The following is a 16,552-nucleotide window of genomic DNA, read 5'->3' as shown; positions in this document are numbered from 1 at the left end:
CACACTCTTCACCACTTCACCACTTCACCACTTCACGATTACATGATGATCACTTATTGGGTATGCTCTCGAGGCTCCATTCGCACCACTGAGGGGGGATTTCCTCATGCGTATACGTCACGCCCTGACCGCCACCGCCGCCGCCGGCGCCATCGCGGTCACCGCCGCCGCTCCGGCCCAGGCCGCCGAGTACTCCTCGGCGCTGAAGTTGAAGGGCGTCCAGTACGACGCACCCGGGTCGGACTCCAACAGGTGCTCCGGTGGCAACACCAAGAACGAGTACCTGACGATCAAGAACTACTCGCGCACGGCGACCGTCAACCTCAAGGGTTACGTCGTCAAGGACGCCGTCGGCAACAAGTTCACCTTCACCGCCGCCCACAAGCTCGAGCCGGGCGACTACGTGAAGCTGCGCGGCGGCCGCGGGACCGACTCCGACGCGGGCAACGTCGTCTACCGCCAGAACTGCAACTTCATCTGGAACAACGACAAAGACACCATCAACCTGATCAAGCCGACCGGCGCCAAGGCCGACGTGCACTCCTACACCAAGCGCGCCAACGACCCCGACGGCAACGGCTACATCAACTACCACGGCTGACCGACGCCACCACCGGCGAGGGACGGTTCGCCGCCGCGCCCGCGGACATGCACGAGACCCCGCCCCGGATCTCCGGGACGGGGTCTGCTCGAGCGCCGGGCAGGCCTTGCACCTGCATTTCCCCGCAGGAAGCGGGGCGTCTTTCCTTGGACCACCGACGCACAGCGCGTGAACCGCGTTTCCGCGGCGCGCTCAAGATCGAGTATACCGTGCCGTCGGAGGACCGGATCCGCTACCGGTGCCCCGCCGTTCCGGCCGAGCCCGCGGAGCGTCTCGTCGTGGTGTCACGGGTCGAGCGGCACACCGCTGATGCCGACGCGGGGCCCGTAGTGGCGCGTGCACCCATGTGGGCGGGGCCCGGGACCTCGTGGGTCATCCGGACCTGGTGACCGTGGCCTCCTGGGCGTGGCGTTCCTCGATGCGTGCGACGACGCGCCGACGGGCCAGCCTGCGTGCCGCGCCCAGCTTGGCGTCGGCGGCGAGCAGGGGGATCCACAGCAGGAAGCCCCAGAGGCTGAAGGTGACCACGCCGGTCTCGACCAGCAGGCGGTTCACCGCGAAGGCACCGAGGAACGTGGCCAGATAGGCGGCGCCACGGTGGGCCAGGAGGAAGCGCAGGGGTGCGTTGGCCGGCCCCTGGAGCACTTCGAGCGCCGCGGCCACTTCCGCCGCCTTCAGATCCTCCCCGCCGGCGTCGGGCGCGGCACCGACGGCGGAACCCGGGCGGAACGCCTCGGTGACCTGCTCGCTCAACTCGGCCTTCTCGGCCTGTCGTATCTCGTTCTGGGTGGTGGCAGCGACGACCTCGTCCCAGTAACCTCGGCCGGCCCAGGCCAGGGCGGTGTCGACCCGCTCGCGCTGCGGCGATCCGACGGGGGCCAGTTCGTCGACGCGTGCCCGCAGGGTGACGGCGCGGGCGGCCCGGCCCGGATATTCGAAGGCGTCGGCGCGCAGGCACAGTTCGAGGTAGCTCACCTGCAGTCCGAGGTCGTCGGGAGCGTGCGCGAGGCCCTCGCGGTACGCGCGTTCCGCCTCGGCGTCGTGGTCGTCCTCGTCCTCTGCGGCGTGGGCCTGCCCCAGCCACCGGTAGAGCACCGCGGACGGTCCGGCCTCGTCGAGTCCCGCCTGCGCCGTGCGGCGCACGGCCGCGAAACCGCCGACGGCGAAAAGCTCCGCACACCGCTGTGCGTACTGCTGTACCACTTCCACGCCTCATCCCTGCTTGTCCAGACCAGCACCTTCCGCTATCACGAAATCCCCGTCAAGAGTCGAAGATCACGATTCGCGAGAACCTCCCGACCTGGGACGCTCGCGGACTTGCGTTCTGGTCCGCCATGGTCCGATCCCCGATGTGAACTGCGCTCCAGCACACGGAAGTTGATGTGCGAAACTGTCGTGGACCGTTCACGGGCGCGGAACCGTGGCGGTTGCCGAGAGGAGCACAGGGTGACACAGGGCGGCTTCCCTGCCGAGGAGATCGACACCAGCAGGCCGCACCCCGCACGGATCTACGACTACCTGCTGGGCGGCAAGGACAACTACGAGGTGGACGCGCAGGCCGGCGAGGCACTCGCCGCCGCGGCACCCGAGGTCCGCGCCGGCCTGCGGGCCAACCGCGCCTTCCTGCGGCGCGCCGTCCGCCATGTCGTCGGCAGCGGCGTCCGCCAGATCCTCGACGTCGGCACCGGGCTGCCCACCTCGCCGAACGTGCACGAGATCGCCCACGAGCTGGCGCCGGACGTGCGCGTCGCGTACGTCGACAACGACCCGATCGTGAAGGCCCACGCCGACGCGCTGCTCAGCCGCTCCGGCACGACCAGCATCGTGCTCGCCGACCTGCGCGATCCGCGGGCGGTCGTGGACCACCCCGATGTGCGCCGCGTCATCGACTTCGACGAGCCGGTCGCCCTGCTCCTGGTCGCCGTCGTCCACTTCCTCACCGACGCGGAGAATCCCGGGCAGATCGTCGCCACCCTGCGCGAGGCGCTCCCGCCCGGCAGCTTCCTGGTGCTCTCGCACGCCACGAGTGACTTCGCCGACCGCAGCGCGGCCCAGGCCGTGTACAAGAGGGCCACCGCCACGCTGAACCTGCGCACCCGCGCCGAGGTCGAGCGGTTCTTCGACGGCTTCGAGCTGGTCGAACCCGGCCTGGCCCAGGTCCCGTTCTGGCGCCCGGACGGCCCGCCGCCGGCCGGCTCCGACGAGATCGGCTTCTACGGCGGCGTGGCACGCAAGTCCGGCTGAACGCCATCGGTCCGAGCACGCCTCAGCCCCGGCTTCAGCCGCATGCCGGATCCACTGGCGGATCCGGCTGATCCTCGCGCCCGTCACCCCCGACGGGCTCCGGCATCTGAGTCCGGTCGCGGACGCCGCGTCGCATGCTGCTGTTCGGTCGATCTTCCCCGCCCCTGGCCCACCGGCGGCACGCCGGACCCGGCCCGGGTCGGAGTGCGGGGTTAGCGTCGGCCGCATGGACGATGATCGCTGCGGATGGCTCCCGTGCCTGCTCGGCGGGGCGGTGTTCGCCGTGTGCATGGCCGGCACCACGTTGCCGACCCCTCTCTACGGCCGCTACCAGGAAAAGTTCGGCTTCTCCGAGCTGACGGTCACCGTCGTGTACGCCGTGTACGCGTTCGGGGTCATCGGCGTACTGCTGCTGGCGGGCAACGCCTCGGACGTCATGGGCAGGCGTCCGGTGCTGCTGTGGGGCCTGGGCTTCGCGGCGGTGAGCGCCGTCTCCTTCCTGTGTGCCACCGGGCTCGGCTGGCTCTACGCGGGGCGGCTGCTGTCGGGGCTGTCGGCCGGTCTGTTCACCGGCGCGGCCACGGCGTACGTGATGGAGCTGGCACCGCGCGGCGGCACCGCGCGCGCCACGTTCGTGGCGACGGCCGCCAACATGGGCGGACTGGGCTGCGGTCCGCTGCTCGCCGGAGTGCTCGCCCAGTACGCCGCCTGGCCGCTGTACCTGCCGTTCGTCGTCCATCTCGTCCTGGTGGCCTGCTCGGCCGTCGTGCTGCGCCGGCTGCCGGAGACCGTGCGGGAGCGGCGGTCACCGAGCGCCGTACGGCCACGACGCCCCAGCCTGCCCGCGCAGGTGCGGTCGGTGTTCGGACCGGCGGCGATCGCCTCGTTCGTGGGCTTCGCGCTGTTCGGGGTGTTCACCTCGGTCAGTCCGGCGTTCCTCGCGCAGTCCCTGGACGTGCACAACGACGCCCTGACCGGGCTGGTCGTCGCGCTGGCCTTCTTCGCCTCGACCGCCGGGCAACTGGCCGTCGGCAAGGTCGGCGTCGAGCGGTCGCTGCCCCTGGGCTGCGCCGCGCTGCTCACCGGGCTGGCGCTGCTCGCGGGCGCCCTGTGGTGGGACCTGCTGTCGTTGGTGGTGCTGAGCGCGCTGGTCGGCGGGAGCGGGCAGGGGCTGGCGTTCCGCGGGGCGATGTCCGCCGTGTCCCACGCGTCACCCGTGGACAGTCGCGCGGCCGTGATCTCGACGCTGTTCGTGGTCGCGTACGCGGGCATCTCGGTGCCGGTGATCGGGGTGGGCGTCCTGACCGGGCCGATCGGCCTGGAGGGCGCGGGCCTGGTGTTCATCGTGTGCATGGCCGTCCTGGTCTCGGCCGCGGCCGTCTACCTGCTCCGCCGCCCGGTACCGGCGGCGACATGAGCACGCAAGGCCCACAGCTCACGAGCCGACTGGAACGGCCCGCCTCACCTGGGCAACCCCGCAGGACCGAATGCGCGAGGACCAGATCCTCGCCCCGCGCGAGAGCGGCCCGACGGGCGGGCGCGCGTCGGCGTCCGCGCGCCGAGTGACGCACCCCAGTCACGGGATGCGGGACAGCTGCGCACGCGCACGCGACCGCGCGCGCATCCGGCGTCCGGCGTCCGGCGTCCGGACGATCCGCGCGCGGGGCGCAAGCGATCCGCGCGCCGTCAAGCCGTGCTGTTGTTGTCGTCCACCCGCTCGCCCTCCGCCTGGGACGGCTCGGTCCTGGGGACGTCCGGGTGCATGGCCGCGCGTGCGGCGGGCTCGTCCCGCTCGCCCTCGGCCTGGGAGGGCGTGTGGGAGTACAGCCAGGGGTCGTAATCCGAGGCTCCGGATTTCATGGCGGCTCTCCTTCGGTCGTTCGTCTCCCATGCTCCTCCGTGCACCGCGACGGGGCGAGGGCAGCCGGCCTCACGCGGGAAGTTCCGGGCAGGCTTCGGGAGGTACGCCGAGGGGGCTCAGGCGCTGCCTCCGATCGGGGGAAAGCCGCTTCCGAGGGCGATACGGCATCCCCCGTAAGGGGAGATATCCGACCATGGCACTTACCGCATGCATCGACATGACCCGCCCGGTGGCGACCCTCATCAACATCTTCACCGTCTCCCCCGACCGCCAGACCGAACTGATCGAGCTCCTCACCCGCGCCACGGAGGAGACGATGCGGCACCAGCCCGGCTTCGTCTGCGCCAACTTCCACGCCTCCCAGGACGGTGAGCGCGTCCTCAACTACGCCCAGTGGGAGTCCGAGGAGCACTACCGCGCGATGCTCGACAACCCCGAGGCCCGCGTCCACATGGAACAGGCGGCGAAGATCGCCACCGACGTCCAGCCGCGCCTGTTCCACGTCGCCTCGGTCCACCCCCGGTAGACCCCGGCGCGGCACACCCCCGCCGGAAGCCGCGTCACTCCGGCCCCGTATTCGCGTTCCCGCACCGGCATCGGCAGGATGGGGCCATGAGCGAGATCCATACCCCCCGTCTTCTCCTGCGCCGATGGCTGGACGACGACCTTGTCCCCCTGTCCGAGATCCAGGCCGATCCGTCCGTGATGCAGTGGATCGGCGACGGCTCGCCGCGCTCCCTGGAAGAGAGCGCCGAGGACATCGAGGCGTGGGAGGAGGAGTGGGACGAGGAGGGGTTCGGGATCTTCGCGGTCGAACTCCTTGGGTCCGGGGAACTGATCGGGGCGGTCGGCCTGTACGTCGCGCAGGTCCCGGCCGAGATCGCCGGCCAGGTGGCGATCCGCTGGCGGCTCGGGCGCGCGTTCTGGGGACAGGGCTACGCGTCCGAAGCCGCCCACGCGGCACTGGAGTTCGCGCTCCAGGACCGCGGTATCGACCAGGTCGTCGCCGTGTGCCGGACCGGAGACACGGCCTCCGCGAACGTGCTCGACAAACTCGGGATGCAGCCGGAGGGCGCCGTGGAGCACCCCGTGCACGGCCATGACCTGCGGGTCTACGGCATCGACCTCACCGAGTACCAGGAGTAGCGGGAACGGCCCCGGCCGGGCCGACCGCGGCCGAGGTCAGTGCCGGGCGAACTGGACCCGCGTCGGCTGTACGACGTCCGGCCGCAGCGCGATCCCGTCGACGGTCAGTCGCTCGCCGTAGATGTCGGTGATCCTGAGCGTGCCGCCGCATCCGGCGCCGTCGGCGGAGACGAAGTAGTTGTAGCCGGTGCGTGCCAACTGCCGCCAGCCGCCGGTGGTACGGACCTCCAGCCGCGCCACCGGATTGCGGTGGCCGAGCGCCTGGACGCCGCACCACCAGCGGCTGGAGCCGGTCTTGTACCGGATCGAGACGGTGTCCGGGATGCTGGGGCTGAGCAGTTCCCAGGTGATCGGGACCCGGCCGGCCGAGGGGTCGGCGAGCCGCGCGAACGCCTGCGCGCTCAGGTCGAGTTGCCCGGGCACACAGGGTGACGGGCATTCGTTGACGATCCGGACCGTGACCGAGTCGCCGCCGGCCCGGACGAGGACATACGCTCCGCACGCCTTGGCCGACTCGTAGTCGGCGGTGTTCATCGCCGCGACCATGAGATCGTCCGCCGGGCCGTACATGCAGGCGCCGTCACCGGTACCGGCGTCGTAGGAGGTGGCGACTCCCCGATAGGTGACCGCGGGCTTGATCCGCCCCGCCAGCGGTGCCACGGCGAACGCCGTCCGCCCTGTGTCCGTGGCCGAGGGCCGCGTCACCGCGGTGGTCGCGGCCGCCGGTTCGGTCGGGGACGGTGTGGTGGCGGGGGACGGCGTGGCGGCGTGCGACTCCCGCGCGGGTGCCGGCCTCGACGCGGTCGGTGACACCGCTCCGGTGCCGGCGACCGACTGGTGCGCGGCAGGCTCCCGCCCCGCGTCGGCCCGGTGGTCGGGGCCGAACTCCATGACCAGGTAGACGAGGACGCACGCGGCGATCAGCGCCAGCGGAGCGCCCATGACCAACCCGAGCCTGCGGTCGCGCGCGGCCTGTCTCGTTGACTTCATGCCCATCCGTTCGAGGGTTCGGAAGCTCGGACGTTCGGAAGCTCGGACGTTCGGAAGGTGGAGTCGGTGGTGCACCGCTCGGTGGCCGCGGGAGAGAAGCGGGTTGGCGCGTCTGTCGCCACCCGCACGGACCGAGTGTCGCAGGACCGGGTCGGCACCGGGCGCGGATTCACCGTTTGACACTCGGCGTTCACGGACTGTCGTTCGTGATCAGCCGGGCGTCGCGCGGTGTGGCGAACGAAAGGCCCTAGGGTGCGGACATGATCTCGCGCAGCTACCTCTCCGACTTGTTCTCGCTGGACGGCCGGGTCGCCGTGGTGACGGGCGGCAGTTCCGGCATCGGCCGGGCCATCGCCGGGGCGCTCGCCCGAGCGGGGGCGAGCGTGGTGATCGTGGCCCGCAAGGAGCCGGAACTGATCGCCACCGTGGACGAGTTGACGGCCGACGGATGCCGGGCGGCGTGGGTGAGCGCCGACCTGGGCAGCCGGGACGGAGTGCGCGTGGCGGCGGATCGGGCGGCCGAGGTGTTCGGCGAGCCCGACATCCTCGTCAACAGCGCCGGGATCAACCTGCGGCCGCCGATGGGCGAACTGGGCGAGGACGTGTGGGACGCCACGATGGCGGTGAACCTGGAAGCGCCCTATCTGCTGGGCCGGCGGTTCGGGCCCGGCATGGCCGAGCGCGGTTTCGGGCGGATCATCCACATCACCTCCCAGCAGGCGCATCGGGCGTTCGTCCAGAGCGGCGCCTACGGGGTCTCCAAGGGGGCGTTGGAGTCACTGGCCCGCTCACAGGCGGAGGCGTGGTCGCCGTACGGCGTCACCTGCAACACGCTGGTGCCCGGTTTCGTCATGACTCCGCTCAACGCGCGCCTGTCGTCCGACCCGGAGCGGGTGGCGGCGCTGGCCGCACGCACGATGGTCGGGCGCAACGGCCTGCCCGAGGACTTCGCCGGTGCCGCCGTGTTCCTGGCCGGCCGGGCGTCCGGCTATGTCACCGGGCAGGCGATCTTCGTCGACGGCGGATTCTCCGTGCACTGAGTCACCGGACTCGGGGTCTTCACCGACCCGTGCCGCGTGGCCGACGGCCCGGCTAGAGGTCAAGGACCACCTCGGTGGCCGGTTCGCCGCAGCAGACGAGAACCGTGCCGGGCTCGGGGAGTTCGAGCCGGACGGCCGCCCTCCACGCAGGAGGACCGCGATGGCGAGCGGCTCGCGTGGCCCGCGTTGTCGTGATCGAGGGGGCGGTACGGTGCCGTGTCACCCCGGGAACGAGTGACTCGGCCGTGCCGCCCTCATGGGTGCGTCGGCCGTTCTGCCGTCCGGTCCTGGGCCGCGCAGACCTCCGTGGAGCACCAGCGTCGCCCGCCCGGCCCGGCCCCGGCGTCCAAAGGAGCCGGGACCCGGGCCGGCGGCCGGCGGCCTCAGGCGGCCGAGGTGACCACGGCGACGCCGGTGCGGCCGCCGTCGACGTCGAGGACCGTGCCGTGCACGAAGTCCGCCTCGTCGGAGGCGAGGTAGACGGCCGCCCGGGCGATCGAGTCCGGATTTCCGTAACGGCCGGCCGGGGTGCCCTTCATCATCACGTCGCCGGGCCGGGCCCCGGTCTCGCCGGGACCCGACTCGCGCACCACCCCGGGAGAAATGGCGTTGACGCGGACGCCCTGGGGACCGAACTCGGCCGCCCAGGCGCGGGTGAGCGTTTCCATCGCCCCCTTGGACGACGCGTAGACGGCCCCGACCGGGATGCCGAGCCGGGCGATCCACGAGCCCAGGTTGATCACCGCGCCCCCGCCGGCCTCGATCATCGCGGGGACCACGGCGGCGGTCAGGAAGAACGGCGCCTTGACGTTGACCGCGTAGATCCGGTCGAACGTCTCCTCGTCCGTGGCGGGCGTGGCCGGGCTCGGGTAGATGCCGGCGTTGTTGACCAGGATGTCGATGCGGCCGCCCAGGACCCGGGTGGCTTCCTCGGCGAGCGAGCGGGAGGCGGCCGCGCCGCCGTCGAGATCCGCGGGCAGGAAGTCCGCCCTGCCGCCCGCGGCGCGGATCTCGGCGATGACCTCCTCGCCGCGCTCCGGGCTGCGGCCGGACACCGCGACGTGGGCGCCCTCGGCGGCGAGGGCCAGCGCGATCGCGCGGCCGATGTTGCTGGTGGCGCCGGTGACCAGCGCGGTCCTGTGCTGTAGACGGTTGCTCATGACGCGAACTTCTTCCATATCCGCAGGGGCTGATGGGCCCGATGGTGACCGCGGAAAAATGGACCTGCAAGTCCAAAGTTGCGGCGGCCTCGGCCGCCTCTCACGCCGGTCCGGCTCACTCACGTCACGAGGAGCCGGGGGCGCCCGCCGGTCGCAGGTAGACCTCGTCGACGTAGCACCAGGCCCAGTCCTCGCGCCGCTCGGCGGAGCGGACGACCGGGTGCCCGGTCTCCTCGTAGTGCGCGCTCGCGTGCCTCCCGGGCGAGCTGTCGCAGCACCCCAGGTGACCGCAGTCGAGACACAGGCGAAGGTGCGTCCAGTGGCCCCCGTCGGCCACGCACTCCTGGCAGCCGGAGCCGGTCCGCGGCGCGGGGGCGGCGCGGTCCAGATGACCGCAGCGCCGCCCCTCGGGCCGTCCGCCGTCCGGCCGTACCGTCCACATGTCCATGACGCTCGGGCCCTCCTTCCCTCGGTGCGACGACTCCCCCGGCACCCATGATTCCGGCCCCGTCACCCGTACGGTTGCGGCGGGACCGGGCGGCCGCGTCACGGGAATCGGGTGGCCGCACCGGATGTGACGTCTCCCACCTGCTCTTGCCTCAGCCACGAAGGCCTACCTAAGTTCGGCGACATGTCCCCACATGTTCCGCACCTTCCCGACGGTCCGGGCGACCCCGCCGAGCCGCTCCGCCCCGCCGCCGGTTCGTCGCAGGACACCTCGCTGGTCGACTTCTCCGTGGACCTGACGTCCCACGAGATGCTGCGGCGCGCGCACGTGCTGGACACTCTCGGCCCCGAGTGGGATCCCGTGGCGGCACTGCGCGGCGAGGACGCGGCGCACGACCTGCTGTTCTCCGGTCTGAGCGAGGAACAGCAGAAGATCTACGACGACCTGGTGGCGGCGGGTGTCCTCCCGCGGAGAGGAGACGGCCGTGCTGCCTCTTGATCCGCAGGCGGACGTCGGACGCCGGGCCTGGGTGGCCTGCCCGAGCTGCGCCGACAGCCGCGGGTGCGAGACCTGCGAACAGCGGCGTACCTGCTCGGAGCACTGGCGCTACCTGCTCGCCAACACCGGCAGCCTGCTGCACCTCCAGTGCCCGTCGTGCACCCATGTCTGGGAGCACGAGACCGGCTTCGGAGCCACCCGCTCCCTCTCCCAGCGCATCATCAGCGGCCTGCGGCGCCACTGACGGCCGGGCCGTACGACGCGCGGCGACCGGTGGGGCGACCGCACCCTCGCTCAGCGGGGCAGGAGCTGCTGGCCTCCGTCGATGTCGTAGGTCGCGCCGGTGAGCGCGTCGTTGCCCATGATGTGGACGGCCAGGGCGGCGACGTCGGCCGGGCCCACGACCCGCCGGATGGGCAGACTGGTACGCAACTCCTCACGCCGGGCTTCGAGTCGGTCACCGAGGAGTGACGCCGACAGGGGGGTGTCGACGAATCCGGCGGCGATCAGGTTCACCCGGATCGGCGCGATCTCCAGCGCCAGGTTGGCGACGAGGGCGGGCATCGCCGCGGTGACGGCGGAGACGACGGACATGCCGACACCCGGGCGCCGGCCACCGGTGCCGCCGATGAAGAGCAGCGTGCCTCCGGCCCTGACCTTGGCACGGCTGAACAGGGCGACCGCGAGGACCATGGCGAGACGCTCACCGAACTGGCGGCGGGCGTCGTCGAGGTCCAGGTCCGCCAACGGGGTGTAGACGGGACCACCGGCGGTGACCATGACGTGGTCGACCGGACCGGGCAGGTCCCGGAAGAACTGTTCGAGGCTGTCGGTGTCGTGGGCGTCGAACGCCGCCGTGCTCAGCGGCTCGAGTTCGGCCGCCGCCTGCCGCAGTCTCCCGGGGTCACGGGCGACCAGGACCAGCTGTCCGCCGTGCGCCCGCACCTGGCGGGCGGTCTCCAGCCCGATCCCCGCGCTGGCGCCGATCACCACGACCGTCCGGCCGGCGAGGGGACCGTCGCCTGGGCCGGCGGCCGGGTCGCGGTCGAGGTGGGGGTCGCTGCCCGTCATCGGTACCTCCGGGTGTCAGCCGGTACGGATGGTGTGCGCCCCGAGGTGCACGACCTTCGGCCGTCGACCGTCGGGCCCGAGGTACACGGCCCGAGGCCGTCGTGCCCGTGACCTGATGACCGTCGCCGATGGTCGTCGGTGATAGCCGTCGCCGATGGCCGTCGAGGCCATGGCCGGGGTCGTCGTCGGCTTGGCCGAAGTGGGCGCTTCGCCCGTCAACCTACCGGTTCGCCCGGCGCGACGCGCGGCGTGCCGGGGAGCTCACCGTCGTAGGATTGCCCCAAAGATCCCGACATGACCGGTTGGAGCAAGGGTCGGGTCGAGCTGTTGAGCCGCATCAGATCAGGGCCGTCGTCGTGATCCAGCACCGCCAGGAGTTCTCGTGCACAGGCCGTGTGAATGGACCCGCAGGGTGCTTCGTCGGGACCCGCGCCGCACCGCCGCCGACCCGGCGGACGTTCCGGCGACGAGATCACCGCTGTGGGTGCGCTGGCTGCCCGCCCTCTACGTCGGCGTCATCCTGGCGGTGGAACCTGTCACCCCGGTGCAGTGGCCGGTGAGCTTCCTGCTCATCGCCCTTCCCGTGGTCGCCGCCTACGCCCACGGCCCCTTCGCGGTCGCCGCCATCACGGTCTTCGCCGTCGTGTTCGAAGGCGTGCTGGCCGGCACCCCGTGCTGCGCGGGCCGCTCGGTGGGATACCTGTGGGACCGCTACTACGTCTTCACGTATGTCTCCACCGCCCTGGTGGGCGTCCTCGGCGCGATTCTCGCCGCCCACCGGATCCGCCGGGAACGCACGCTCGCCAGCGTGCGTTCCGTGGCCGAGACCGCGCAGCAGGTGCTGCTGAGCCCGGTGTCCCGCCGCCTCGGCCAGGTCCGGGTGGAGACCCTCTACCTGTCGGCCGCCGCGGAGGCCCGCATCGGTGGCGATCTGTACGAGGCGGTGCCCTGCGCCTACGGGGTCCGGCTGCTCATCGGTGACGTCCGGGGCAAGGGCCTGGTCGCGGTGGAGACGGCGGCGACGATGCTCGGCGCCTTCCGTGAAGCCGCGCACGACGAGCCCGACCTGGTCGCGGTGACCCACCGGGTGGAGCGGAGCATCACCCGCAGAGCCGCCCAGCTGCCGGGCAGCGAGGTGGCCGAGCGCTTCGTCACCGCGGTGTTCGCCGAGATCCCCGACCACGAGCCCGTGGTCCGCATCGTCAACTGCGGCCATCCGCCGCCGTTGCTCATCGACCGCGACGGTGTCACCGAGCTGGACTCGTCCGATCCCTCACCGCCCCTCAACCTCGGCGTGCTGGTGGGGGACGACTACCACGTGGACGTACGGCGTTTCCGGCCCGGCGACCACCTCCTGCTGTACACCGACGGCGTGACCGAGACGCGGGACCGCGACGGGGCCTTCTACCCGCTCGTCGACCGTGTCCGGTCCTGGGGCCCCCTCGGCCCCCGCGAACTCCTCGACCGTCTCCACAAGGACCTGCTGGACTACAGCGGCGGTCGCCTCGACGACGACACCGCCGCCCTAGCCGCCTACCGCGACCCGGGGTGAGCCCCGGAACCGACCGGACCAGGGACCGCGGAACGGGGACAGGGATCAGGGCGCGAGCGGTACGGGAGCCGGGACCGGCCGACCTCACGCCGGGGGCTCCGGGGTGGCCGCCCCCTCGTCCGGGCGGTCCCCGTCCGGCCCGGGCGGCTTCCGGCCGGGCTTCGCGACGACCTCCGGCAGTACCAGTTCGGCCCAGATCACCTTGCCCTGGGCGGTGTAGCGGGTGCCCCAGCGCTCGGCGATCTGCGACACCAGGAACAGGCCCCGGCCGCCCTCGTCCGTCGTCGCCGCGTAGCGCAGATGCGGCGAGGTGCTGCTGCCGTCGGCCACCTCGCAGATCAGCGACCGGTCGCGGATGAGCCGTACCCGGATCGGGTCGGAGCCATGGCGGATGGCGTTGGTGATGAGCTCGCTCAGGACGAGTTCCACGCTGAAGGCGCACTCGGAAAGGCCCCAGTCGTCCAGCGTCCCGGACACCGCTTCGCGCATGACCGCGACGGCGGCCGGGTCGCGCGGTACGCCCCAGTCGGCGACCGAGTCGCGCGGCAGGCCCCGGGTACGGGCGATGAGCAGGGCCACGTCGTCCTTGGGCCGGCAGGGCAGCAGCTCGTCCAGTACGGCCTGACAGCTGTCCTCGGGCGAGCGGTCGGGGTGACCCGCCAGCGCGTCGGCCAGCAGTTGCATGCCCACGTCCAGGTCGCGCTTGCGGTCCTCGATGAGGCCGTCGGTGTACAGGACGAGCTGGGTGCCCTCCGCGAGCTCCAGCTCGGCCGTCTCGAACGGCATGCCGCCCAGGCCGAGCGGCGGCCCGGCCGGCAGGTCGGGGAAGGTGACGGATCCGTCGGGGTGTACCAGCGCGGGCGCCAGATGTCCCGCGCGCGCCATGACACACCGGCGTGTCACCGGATCGTAGATCGCGTACAGGCAGGTGGCGCCCACGACGCCGACGGCGCGGTCCGTGCCGGCCTCGTCCTGGTCGATGCGGCCGACCAGGTCGTCCACGTGGCTCAGCAGTTCGTCGGGCGGCAGATCGAGCGAGGAGAAGTTGTGCACCGCGGTCCTCAGCCGCCCCATCGTGGCCGCGGCGTGCAGGCCGTGGCCGACCACGTCGCCGACGGCCAGCGCGACCCGGGTGCCCGACAGGGGGATCACGTCGAACCAGTCGCCGCTCACACCTGACTGGGCGGGCAGGTAGCGGTAGCCGACGTCGAGGGCACTCAGCTCGGGCAGTGCCCGCGGCAGCAGACTGCGCTGGAGGGTGACCGCCAGGGCGTGTTCGCGGGTGTAGCGGCGGGCGTTGTCGAAGCTGACCGCGGCTCGGGCCACGAGTTCCTCGGCCAGCGACCGCTCCTCCTCGTCGAAGGGCTCGTGCCGGGCGAAGCGCCAGAAGTTGGCCATGCCCAGCACGACACCGCGGGCCTGGATCGGGGCGGCGATCAGGGACCGGATGCCGTAGTCCACGATCGCCCTGGTCCGCGCGGGGTCCTGGGCGTGCCAGCCCGTGGCGGTCGACAGGTCGGCCACCAGTTCGGAGCGTCCGGTGCCGTAGCCGCGCGCCTGGGGCGTGGACGGCACGAAGTCGATCAGCCGGCCCTCCTCGTAGAGCGGATGGTCGTCCCGGACCCCGTACACGGCTGTGCGCCGCAGGTCGGTGGCGGTGTTGGCCGGGTCCTCGCCGCGCAGCACGGCGTCCGCCAGGTCCACGGTGACGAAGTCGGCGAAGCGCGGTACCGCGACCCTGGCCAGTTCGTCCGCGGTGCGGCGCACGTCGAGGGTGGTACCGATCCCGAGTCCGGCGTCGTACAGCAGTTTCAGCCGCTCCCGGGCGATCTCGGCCCTGCCGGTCAGCGCCTGTAGCTCGGTGGAGTCGCGCAGCGTCGCCACGGTGCCCGCGGGGCCTCCGTCACGATCGGTGGGCCGCTGGTTGACCGCCAATAGCCGCTCTCCGGTGAAGTGCACCTCGTCGGTGGCCTCGCGGCCCGAGGCGAGCAGCGCCGTCATCTCGGGGTCGAGGCCCGGAACCTCCGACACGAGCCGTCCCTCGGCGTCCGGGGGCAGCTCCAGCAGCCGGCTCGCCTCGTCGTTCGCCAGCAGCAGCCGCCCGTCGCCGGAGACGATCAGCACGCCTTCGCGTACGGAGTGCAGCACGGCGTCGTGGTGCTCGTACATGCGGGCCATCTCGTCCGGCGCCAGGCTGTGGGTCTGCCGCCGCAGCCGCCTGGCCACCAGTGCCGTGCCGCCGGTGGCCACCGCGAGCGCCCCGGCCCCGGTACCCAGGATGATCGGCAGTTGCCGGTCCACCGCGTTGGTCACGTTCTTGACCTTCAGCCCGGCGGAGACGAGGCCCTCCACCTTGCCGTCGGTGGCCTCGATCGGGACGGTGGCCTGCACTTCCTGACCGAGCGGACCGTCCACGCTCTCCGTGTACACCTTGCCCGCCAGCGACGGCCCGATGGTGCCGACGAACCGCTTGCCGATCAGGCCGGGCAGCGGGTGGGTGTAGCGGATGCCCTGGGTGTCCATGACCACGATGAAGTCGACGCCGGCGGCCTTGCGCGCCGCCTCGGTGAGCGGCTGCAGGATCTTGCTCGGGTCCGGGCTGCGGAGCGCGGCCAGGACGCCGGGCGAGTGCGCGAACGTCTCGGCCACCGCCACCGAGCGACGCTCGGCCTCGGCCTCGTTGTCCCACTGCGACTGAAGGAAGACAGCCAGCACGCCACAGGCCACGAGCAGCACGACCAGGGCCACCTGGAGGAAGAGCACCTGCCCAGCCACGCTTCGCGGGCTCTTGCTGGCCAGGGGCCTGAGCCGTAGGCGTCGAAAAGCGGCGAATCGATTCGCCATGTGACCTTTCTAGCACTGGTGATCCCGTGCGGCCATGGACGCGCCGCCCCGTGGCTACTTGGGGACAGCGGTCATGCCGGGTGCCGCACGGCTCAGACCCACGACTCCCACGACGACCAGCAGGGCGCCCAGCGCCTCGGGCAGCAGCCACCAGCCGGTCCGGATCTGCTCGTCGAACAGGAAGATTCCCAGTGCGAGGCTCACGGTCGCGTCCCCGATCGTCAGGGCGGGCTGGGACGCGACCAGGGGGCCCGCCTGGAGCGCGCTCTCCAGCAGGACGATCGCGGCGATCCCGGACAGGGCGAACCCGTACGTCTGCCACGCGCGCAGGAAGGCCGGAAAGCCGTCGTCCGCGAAGGTGCCGGTCGCGGACTTCAGCAGGGCCGCGGTCAGGGCGTTGCCGATCGCGGCGGCCGCCGCCAGCACCGCGGCGCGGAAGGCCTGCGGCCGCTCCGGTCGGGCCACCACGAGGGCCGCGCCCATCGCGCCCAGACACAGCACGAGCACCGGAAGCCAGCGGACCATGGGGCTCTGGTCCTCGGCTCCGCTCGGTGCGGCCGAGGCCAGGACGAGCGCCAGGCCCGCCACCACGCAGACCACTCCCAGCCAGCCCGCGGCCGACAGCCGGCGGTGCATCAGCGGAATGACGACGAGCAGGGCGAACGGAAGTTCCAGGATGAACAGCGGCTGGACGAGGGCCAGCGGCCCGTTCACCAGTGCGAGGGCCTGGAAGAGCGCGGCCCCGGCCACGCCGGCGATGCCGATCAGCCACACGGGTCTCCCCATCAGCTCCACCAGCAGCCGCAGCCCGCTCCTGGTGGAGGTGGAGGCCGCCTTGCGCTGGAACGCCGTTCCCACGGCATTGCTCATGGCACCCAGGACAGCGAACACCGCGGCCAGTTCGATCACATTCGGTCGCCTCCCCGGGAAGTGGACCCCGTCCCAGTTTCGGAAGGCGGCGGCGGCACGACCACTCGGCGCCGCCGCGGCCACGTGCCCGGCGGCCGGGGAGACCGTCGACATCGACCGGAAAACCACGCTCGCCCCGCCGGCGCACGCATTACATTCAGTGATCGCACGGGTACTGATCCGAGCGG

At 72.0% G+C, this 16,552-nt stretch carries 17 protein-coding genes; 9 read left to right on the top strand and 8 right to left on the bottom strand.

Going from position 1 to position 16,552, the window contains the following annotated elements; genetic code table 11:
- Positions 1-106 precede the first annotated feature (106 nt).
- Positions 107-601: a lamin tail domain-containing protein gene (locus tag ACWCQK_RS23100; RefSeq protein WP_451157695.1), complete on the top strand. Its 495-nt coding sequence runs from the start codon at positions 107-109 to the stop codon at positions 599-601.
- Positions 602-973: 372 nt separating this feature from the next.
- Here ACWCQK_RS23100 and ACWCQK_RS23095 read toward each other — a convergent pair whose 3' ends face one another.
- Positions 974-1,810, bottom strand: coding sequence for a hypothetical protein (locus ACWCQK_RS23095; RefSeq protein ID WP_451157693.1), 837 nt, complete (start codon positions 1,808-1,810; stop codon positions 974-976).
- Positions 1,811-2,047: 237 nt separating this feature from the next.
- Between ACWCQK_RS23095 and ACWCQK_RS23090 the strand changes: the two genes are divergently transcribed.
- The gene (locus ACWCQK_RS23090; RefSeq protein ID WP_451157691.1) at positions 2,048-2,845 is read left to right on the top strand and encodes an SAM-dependent methyltransferase; all 798 of its coding nucleotides are present in this window, start codon (positions 2,048-2,050) and stop codon (positions 2,843-2,845) included.
- A gap of 226 nt (positions 2,846-3,071) precedes the next feature.
- Complete coding sequence (locus ACWCQK_RS23085) at positions 3,072-4,262, top strand: MFS transporter (RefSeq protein WP_451157689.1); 1,191 nt, start codon at positions 3,072-3,074, stop codon at positions 4,260-4,262.
- A 269-nt stretch (positions 4,263-4,531) separates the two neighbouring features.
- Here the strand turns inward: ACWCQK_RS23085 and ACWCQK_RS23080 are convergent, their stop codons facing one another.
- Positions 4,532-4,705 carry a hypothetical protein gene (locus tag ACWCQK_RS23080; protein WP_451157687.1) on the bottom strand — a complete coding sequence of 58 codons (174 nt, stop codon included), beginning with the start codon at positions 4,703-4,705 and terminating at the stop codon, positions 4,532-4,534.
- Positions 4,706-4,899: 194 nt separating this feature from the next.
- On the opposite strand from ACWCQK_RS23080, the gene ACWCQK_RS23075 reads away from it, so the two are divergent.
- Both ACWCQK_RS23075 and ACWCQK_RS23070 read left to right on the top strand, forming a co-directional pair.
- On the top strand, positions 4,900-5,232 hold the full coding sequence (locus tag ACWCQK_RS23075; protein ID WP_451157685.1) for an antibiotic biosynthesis monooxygenase family protein: 333 nt from the start codon (positions 4,900-4,902) through the stop codon (positions 5,230-5,232).
- An 86-nt stretch (positions 5,233-5,318) separates the two neighbouring features.
- Entirely contained in the window at positions 5,319-5,852 is a 534-nt protein-coding gene (locus ACWCQK_RS23070; protein ID WP_451157683.1) for a GNAT family N-acetyltransferase, read from the top strand.
- A 36-nt stretch (positions 5,853-5,888) separates the two neighbouring features.
- Here ACWCQK_RS23070 and ACWCQK_RS23065 read toward each other — a convergent pair whose 3' ends face one another.
- Positions 5,889-6,848 carry an expansin EXLX1 family cellulose-binding protein gene (locus ACWCQK_RS23065; RefSeq protein ID WP_451157681.1) on the bottom strand — a complete coding sequence of 320 codons (960 nt, stop codon included), beginning with the start codon at positions 6,846-6,848 and terminating at the stop codon, positions 5,889-5,891.
- Between the two features lie 254 nt (positions 6,849-7,102).
- Here ACWCQK_RS23065 and ACWCQK_RS23060 point away from each other — a divergent pair, with 254 nt between their 5' ends.
- Positions 7,103-7,882 (top strand): SDR family NAD(P)-dependent oxidoreductase, encoded by a 780-nt coding sequence (locus ACWCQK_RS23060; protein ID WP_451157679.1) that lies wholly within the window; start codon positions 7,103-7,105, stop codon positions 7,880-7,882.
- Positions 7,883-8,265: 383 nt separating this feature from the next.
- Here the strand turns inward: ACWCQK_RS23060 and ACWCQK_RS23055 are convergent, their stop codons facing one another.
- Both ACWCQK_RS23055 and ACWCQK_RS23050 read right to left on the bottom strand, forming a co-directional pair.
- Positions 8,266-9,042: an SDR family NAD(P)-dependent oxidoreductase gene (locus ACWCQK_RS23055; protein ID WP_451157677.1), complete on the bottom strand. Its 777-nt coding sequence runs from the start codon at positions 9,040-9,042 to the stop codon at positions 8,266-8,268.
- Positions 9,043-9,166: 124 nt separating this feature from the next.
- The gene (locus ACWCQK_RS23050; protein WP_451157675.1) at positions 9,167-9,490 is read right to left on the bottom strand and encodes a UBP-type zinc finger domain-containing protein; all 324 of its coding nucleotides are present in this window, start codon (positions 9,488-9,490) and stop codon (positions 9,167-9,169) included.
- Positions 9,491-9,673: 183 nt separating this feature from the next.
- Between ACWCQK_RS23050 and ACWCQK_RS23045 the strand changes: the two genes are divergently transcribed.
- Together ACWCQK_RS23045 and ACWCQK_RS23040 are read left to right on the top strand one after the other, a co-directional pair.
- A complete protein-coding gene (locus tag ACWCQK_RS23045; RefSeq protein ID WP_451157673.1) occupies positions 9,674-9,988 on the top strand; it encodes a DUF6400 family protein in 315 nt (104 codons plus the stop codon).
- Positions 9,975-10,232 (top strand): hypothetical protein, encoded by a 258-nt coding sequence (locus ACWCQK_RS23040; protein WP_451157671.1) that lies wholly within the window; start codon positions 9,975-9,977, stop codon positions 10,230-10,232. The genes ACWCQK_RS23045 and ACWCQK_RS23040 overlap by 14 nt, the downstream gene beginning before the upstream one ends.
- A gap of 50 nt (positions 10,233-10,282) precedes the next feature.
- Here ACWCQK_RS23040 and ACWCQK_RS23035 read toward each other — a convergent pair whose 3' ends face one another.
- Positions 10,283-11,059: an SDR family oxidoreductase gene (locus ACWCQK_RS23035; RefSeq protein ID WP_451157669.1), complete on the bottom strand. Its 777-nt coding sequence runs from the start codon at positions 11,057-11,059 to the stop codon at positions 10,283-10,285.
- 412 nt (positions 11,060-11,471) lie between these two features.
- On the opposite strand from ACWCQK_RS23035, the gene ACWCQK_RS23030 reads away from it, so the two are divergent.
- Positions 11,472-12,611, top strand: a complete 1,140-nt coding sequence (locus tag ACWCQK_RS23030; protein ID WP_451157667.1) for a PP2C family protein-serine/threonine phosphatase — start codon at positions 11,472-11,474, stop codon at positions 12,609-12,611.
- Between the two features lie 84 nt (positions 12,612-12,695).
- On the opposite strand, the gene ACWCQK_RS23025 is transcribed toward ACWCQK_RS23030, so the two are convergent.
- Both ACWCQK_RS23025 and ACWCQK_RS23020 read right to left on the bottom strand, forming a co-directional pair.
- On the bottom strand, positions 12,696-15,455 hold the full coding sequence (locus tag ACWCQK_RS23025) for a SpoIIE family protein phosphatase (RefSeq protein WP_451157666.1): 2,760 nt from the start codon (positions 15,453-15,455) through the stop codon (positions 12,696-12,698).
- Positions 15,456-15,509: 54 nt separating this feature from the next.
- Positions 15,510-16,364, bottom strand: coding sequence for a DMT family transporter (locus ACWCQK_RS23020; RefSeq protein ID WP_451157664.1), 855 nt, complete (start codon positions 16,362-16,364; stop codon positions 15,510-15,512).
- Positions 16,365-16,552 lie beyond the last annotated feature (188 nt).

The sequence above is a fragment of the Streptomyces sp. NPDC002306 genome (assembly GCF_053593435.1).
This window is presented reverse-complemented; position numbering and strand designations above follow the sequence as displayed.

Excerpts from the sequence above, each read along its gene's own strand:
- ACWCQK_RS23100 (WP_451157695.1), top strand. The coding sequence starts at position 107 with ATGCGTATACGTCACGCCCTGACCGCCACCGCCGCCGCCGGCGCCATC.
- ACWCQK_RS23085 (WP_451157689.1), top strand. The coding sequence starts at position 3,072 with ATGGACGATGATCGCTGCGGATGGCTCCCGTGCCTGCTCGGCGGGGCG.
- ACWCQK_RS23080 (WP_451157687.1), bottom strand. The coding sequence starts at position 4,705 with ATGAAATCCGGAGCCTCGGATTACGACCCCTGGCTGTACTCCCACACG.
- ACWCQK_RS23075 (WP_451157685.1), top strand. The coding sequence starts at position 4,900 with ATGGCACTTACCGCATGCATCGACATGACCCGCCCGGTGGCGACCCTC.
- ACWCQK_RS23070 (WP_451157683.1), top strand. The coding sequence starts at position 5,319 with ATGAGCGAGATCCATACCCCCCGTCTTCTCCTGCGCCGATGGCTGGAC.
- ACWCQK_RS23065 (WP_451157681.1), bottom strand. The coding sequence starts at position 6,848 with ATGGGCATGAAGTCAACGAGACAGGCCGCGCGCGACCGCAGGCTCGGG.
- ACWCQK_RS23060 (WP_451157679.1), top strand. The coding sequence starts at position 7,103 with ATGATCTCGCGCAGCTACCTCTCCGACTTGTTCTCGCTGGACGGCCGG.
- ACWCQK_RS23055 (WP_451157677.1), bottom strand. The coding sequence starts at position 9,042 with ATGAGCAACCGTCTACAGCACAGGACCGCGCTGGTCACCGGCGCCACC.
- ACWCQK_RS23050 (WP_451157675.1), bottom strand. The coding sequence starts at position 9,490 with ATGGACATGTGGACGGTACGGCCGGACGGCGGACGGCCCGAGGGGCGG.
- ACWCQK_RS23045 (WP_451157673.1), top strand. The coding sequence starts at position 9,674 with ATGTCCCCACATGTTCCGCACCTTCCCGACGGTCCGGGCGACCCCGCC.
- ACWCQK_RS23035 (WP_451157669.1), bottom strand. The coding sequence starts at position 11,059 with ATGACGGGCAGCGACCCCCACCTCGACCGCGACCCGGCCGCCGGCCCA.
- ACWCQK_RS23025 (WP_451157666.1), bottom strand. The coding sequence starts at position 15,455 with ATGGCGAATCGATTCGCCGCTTTTCGACGCCTACGGCTCAGGCCCCTG.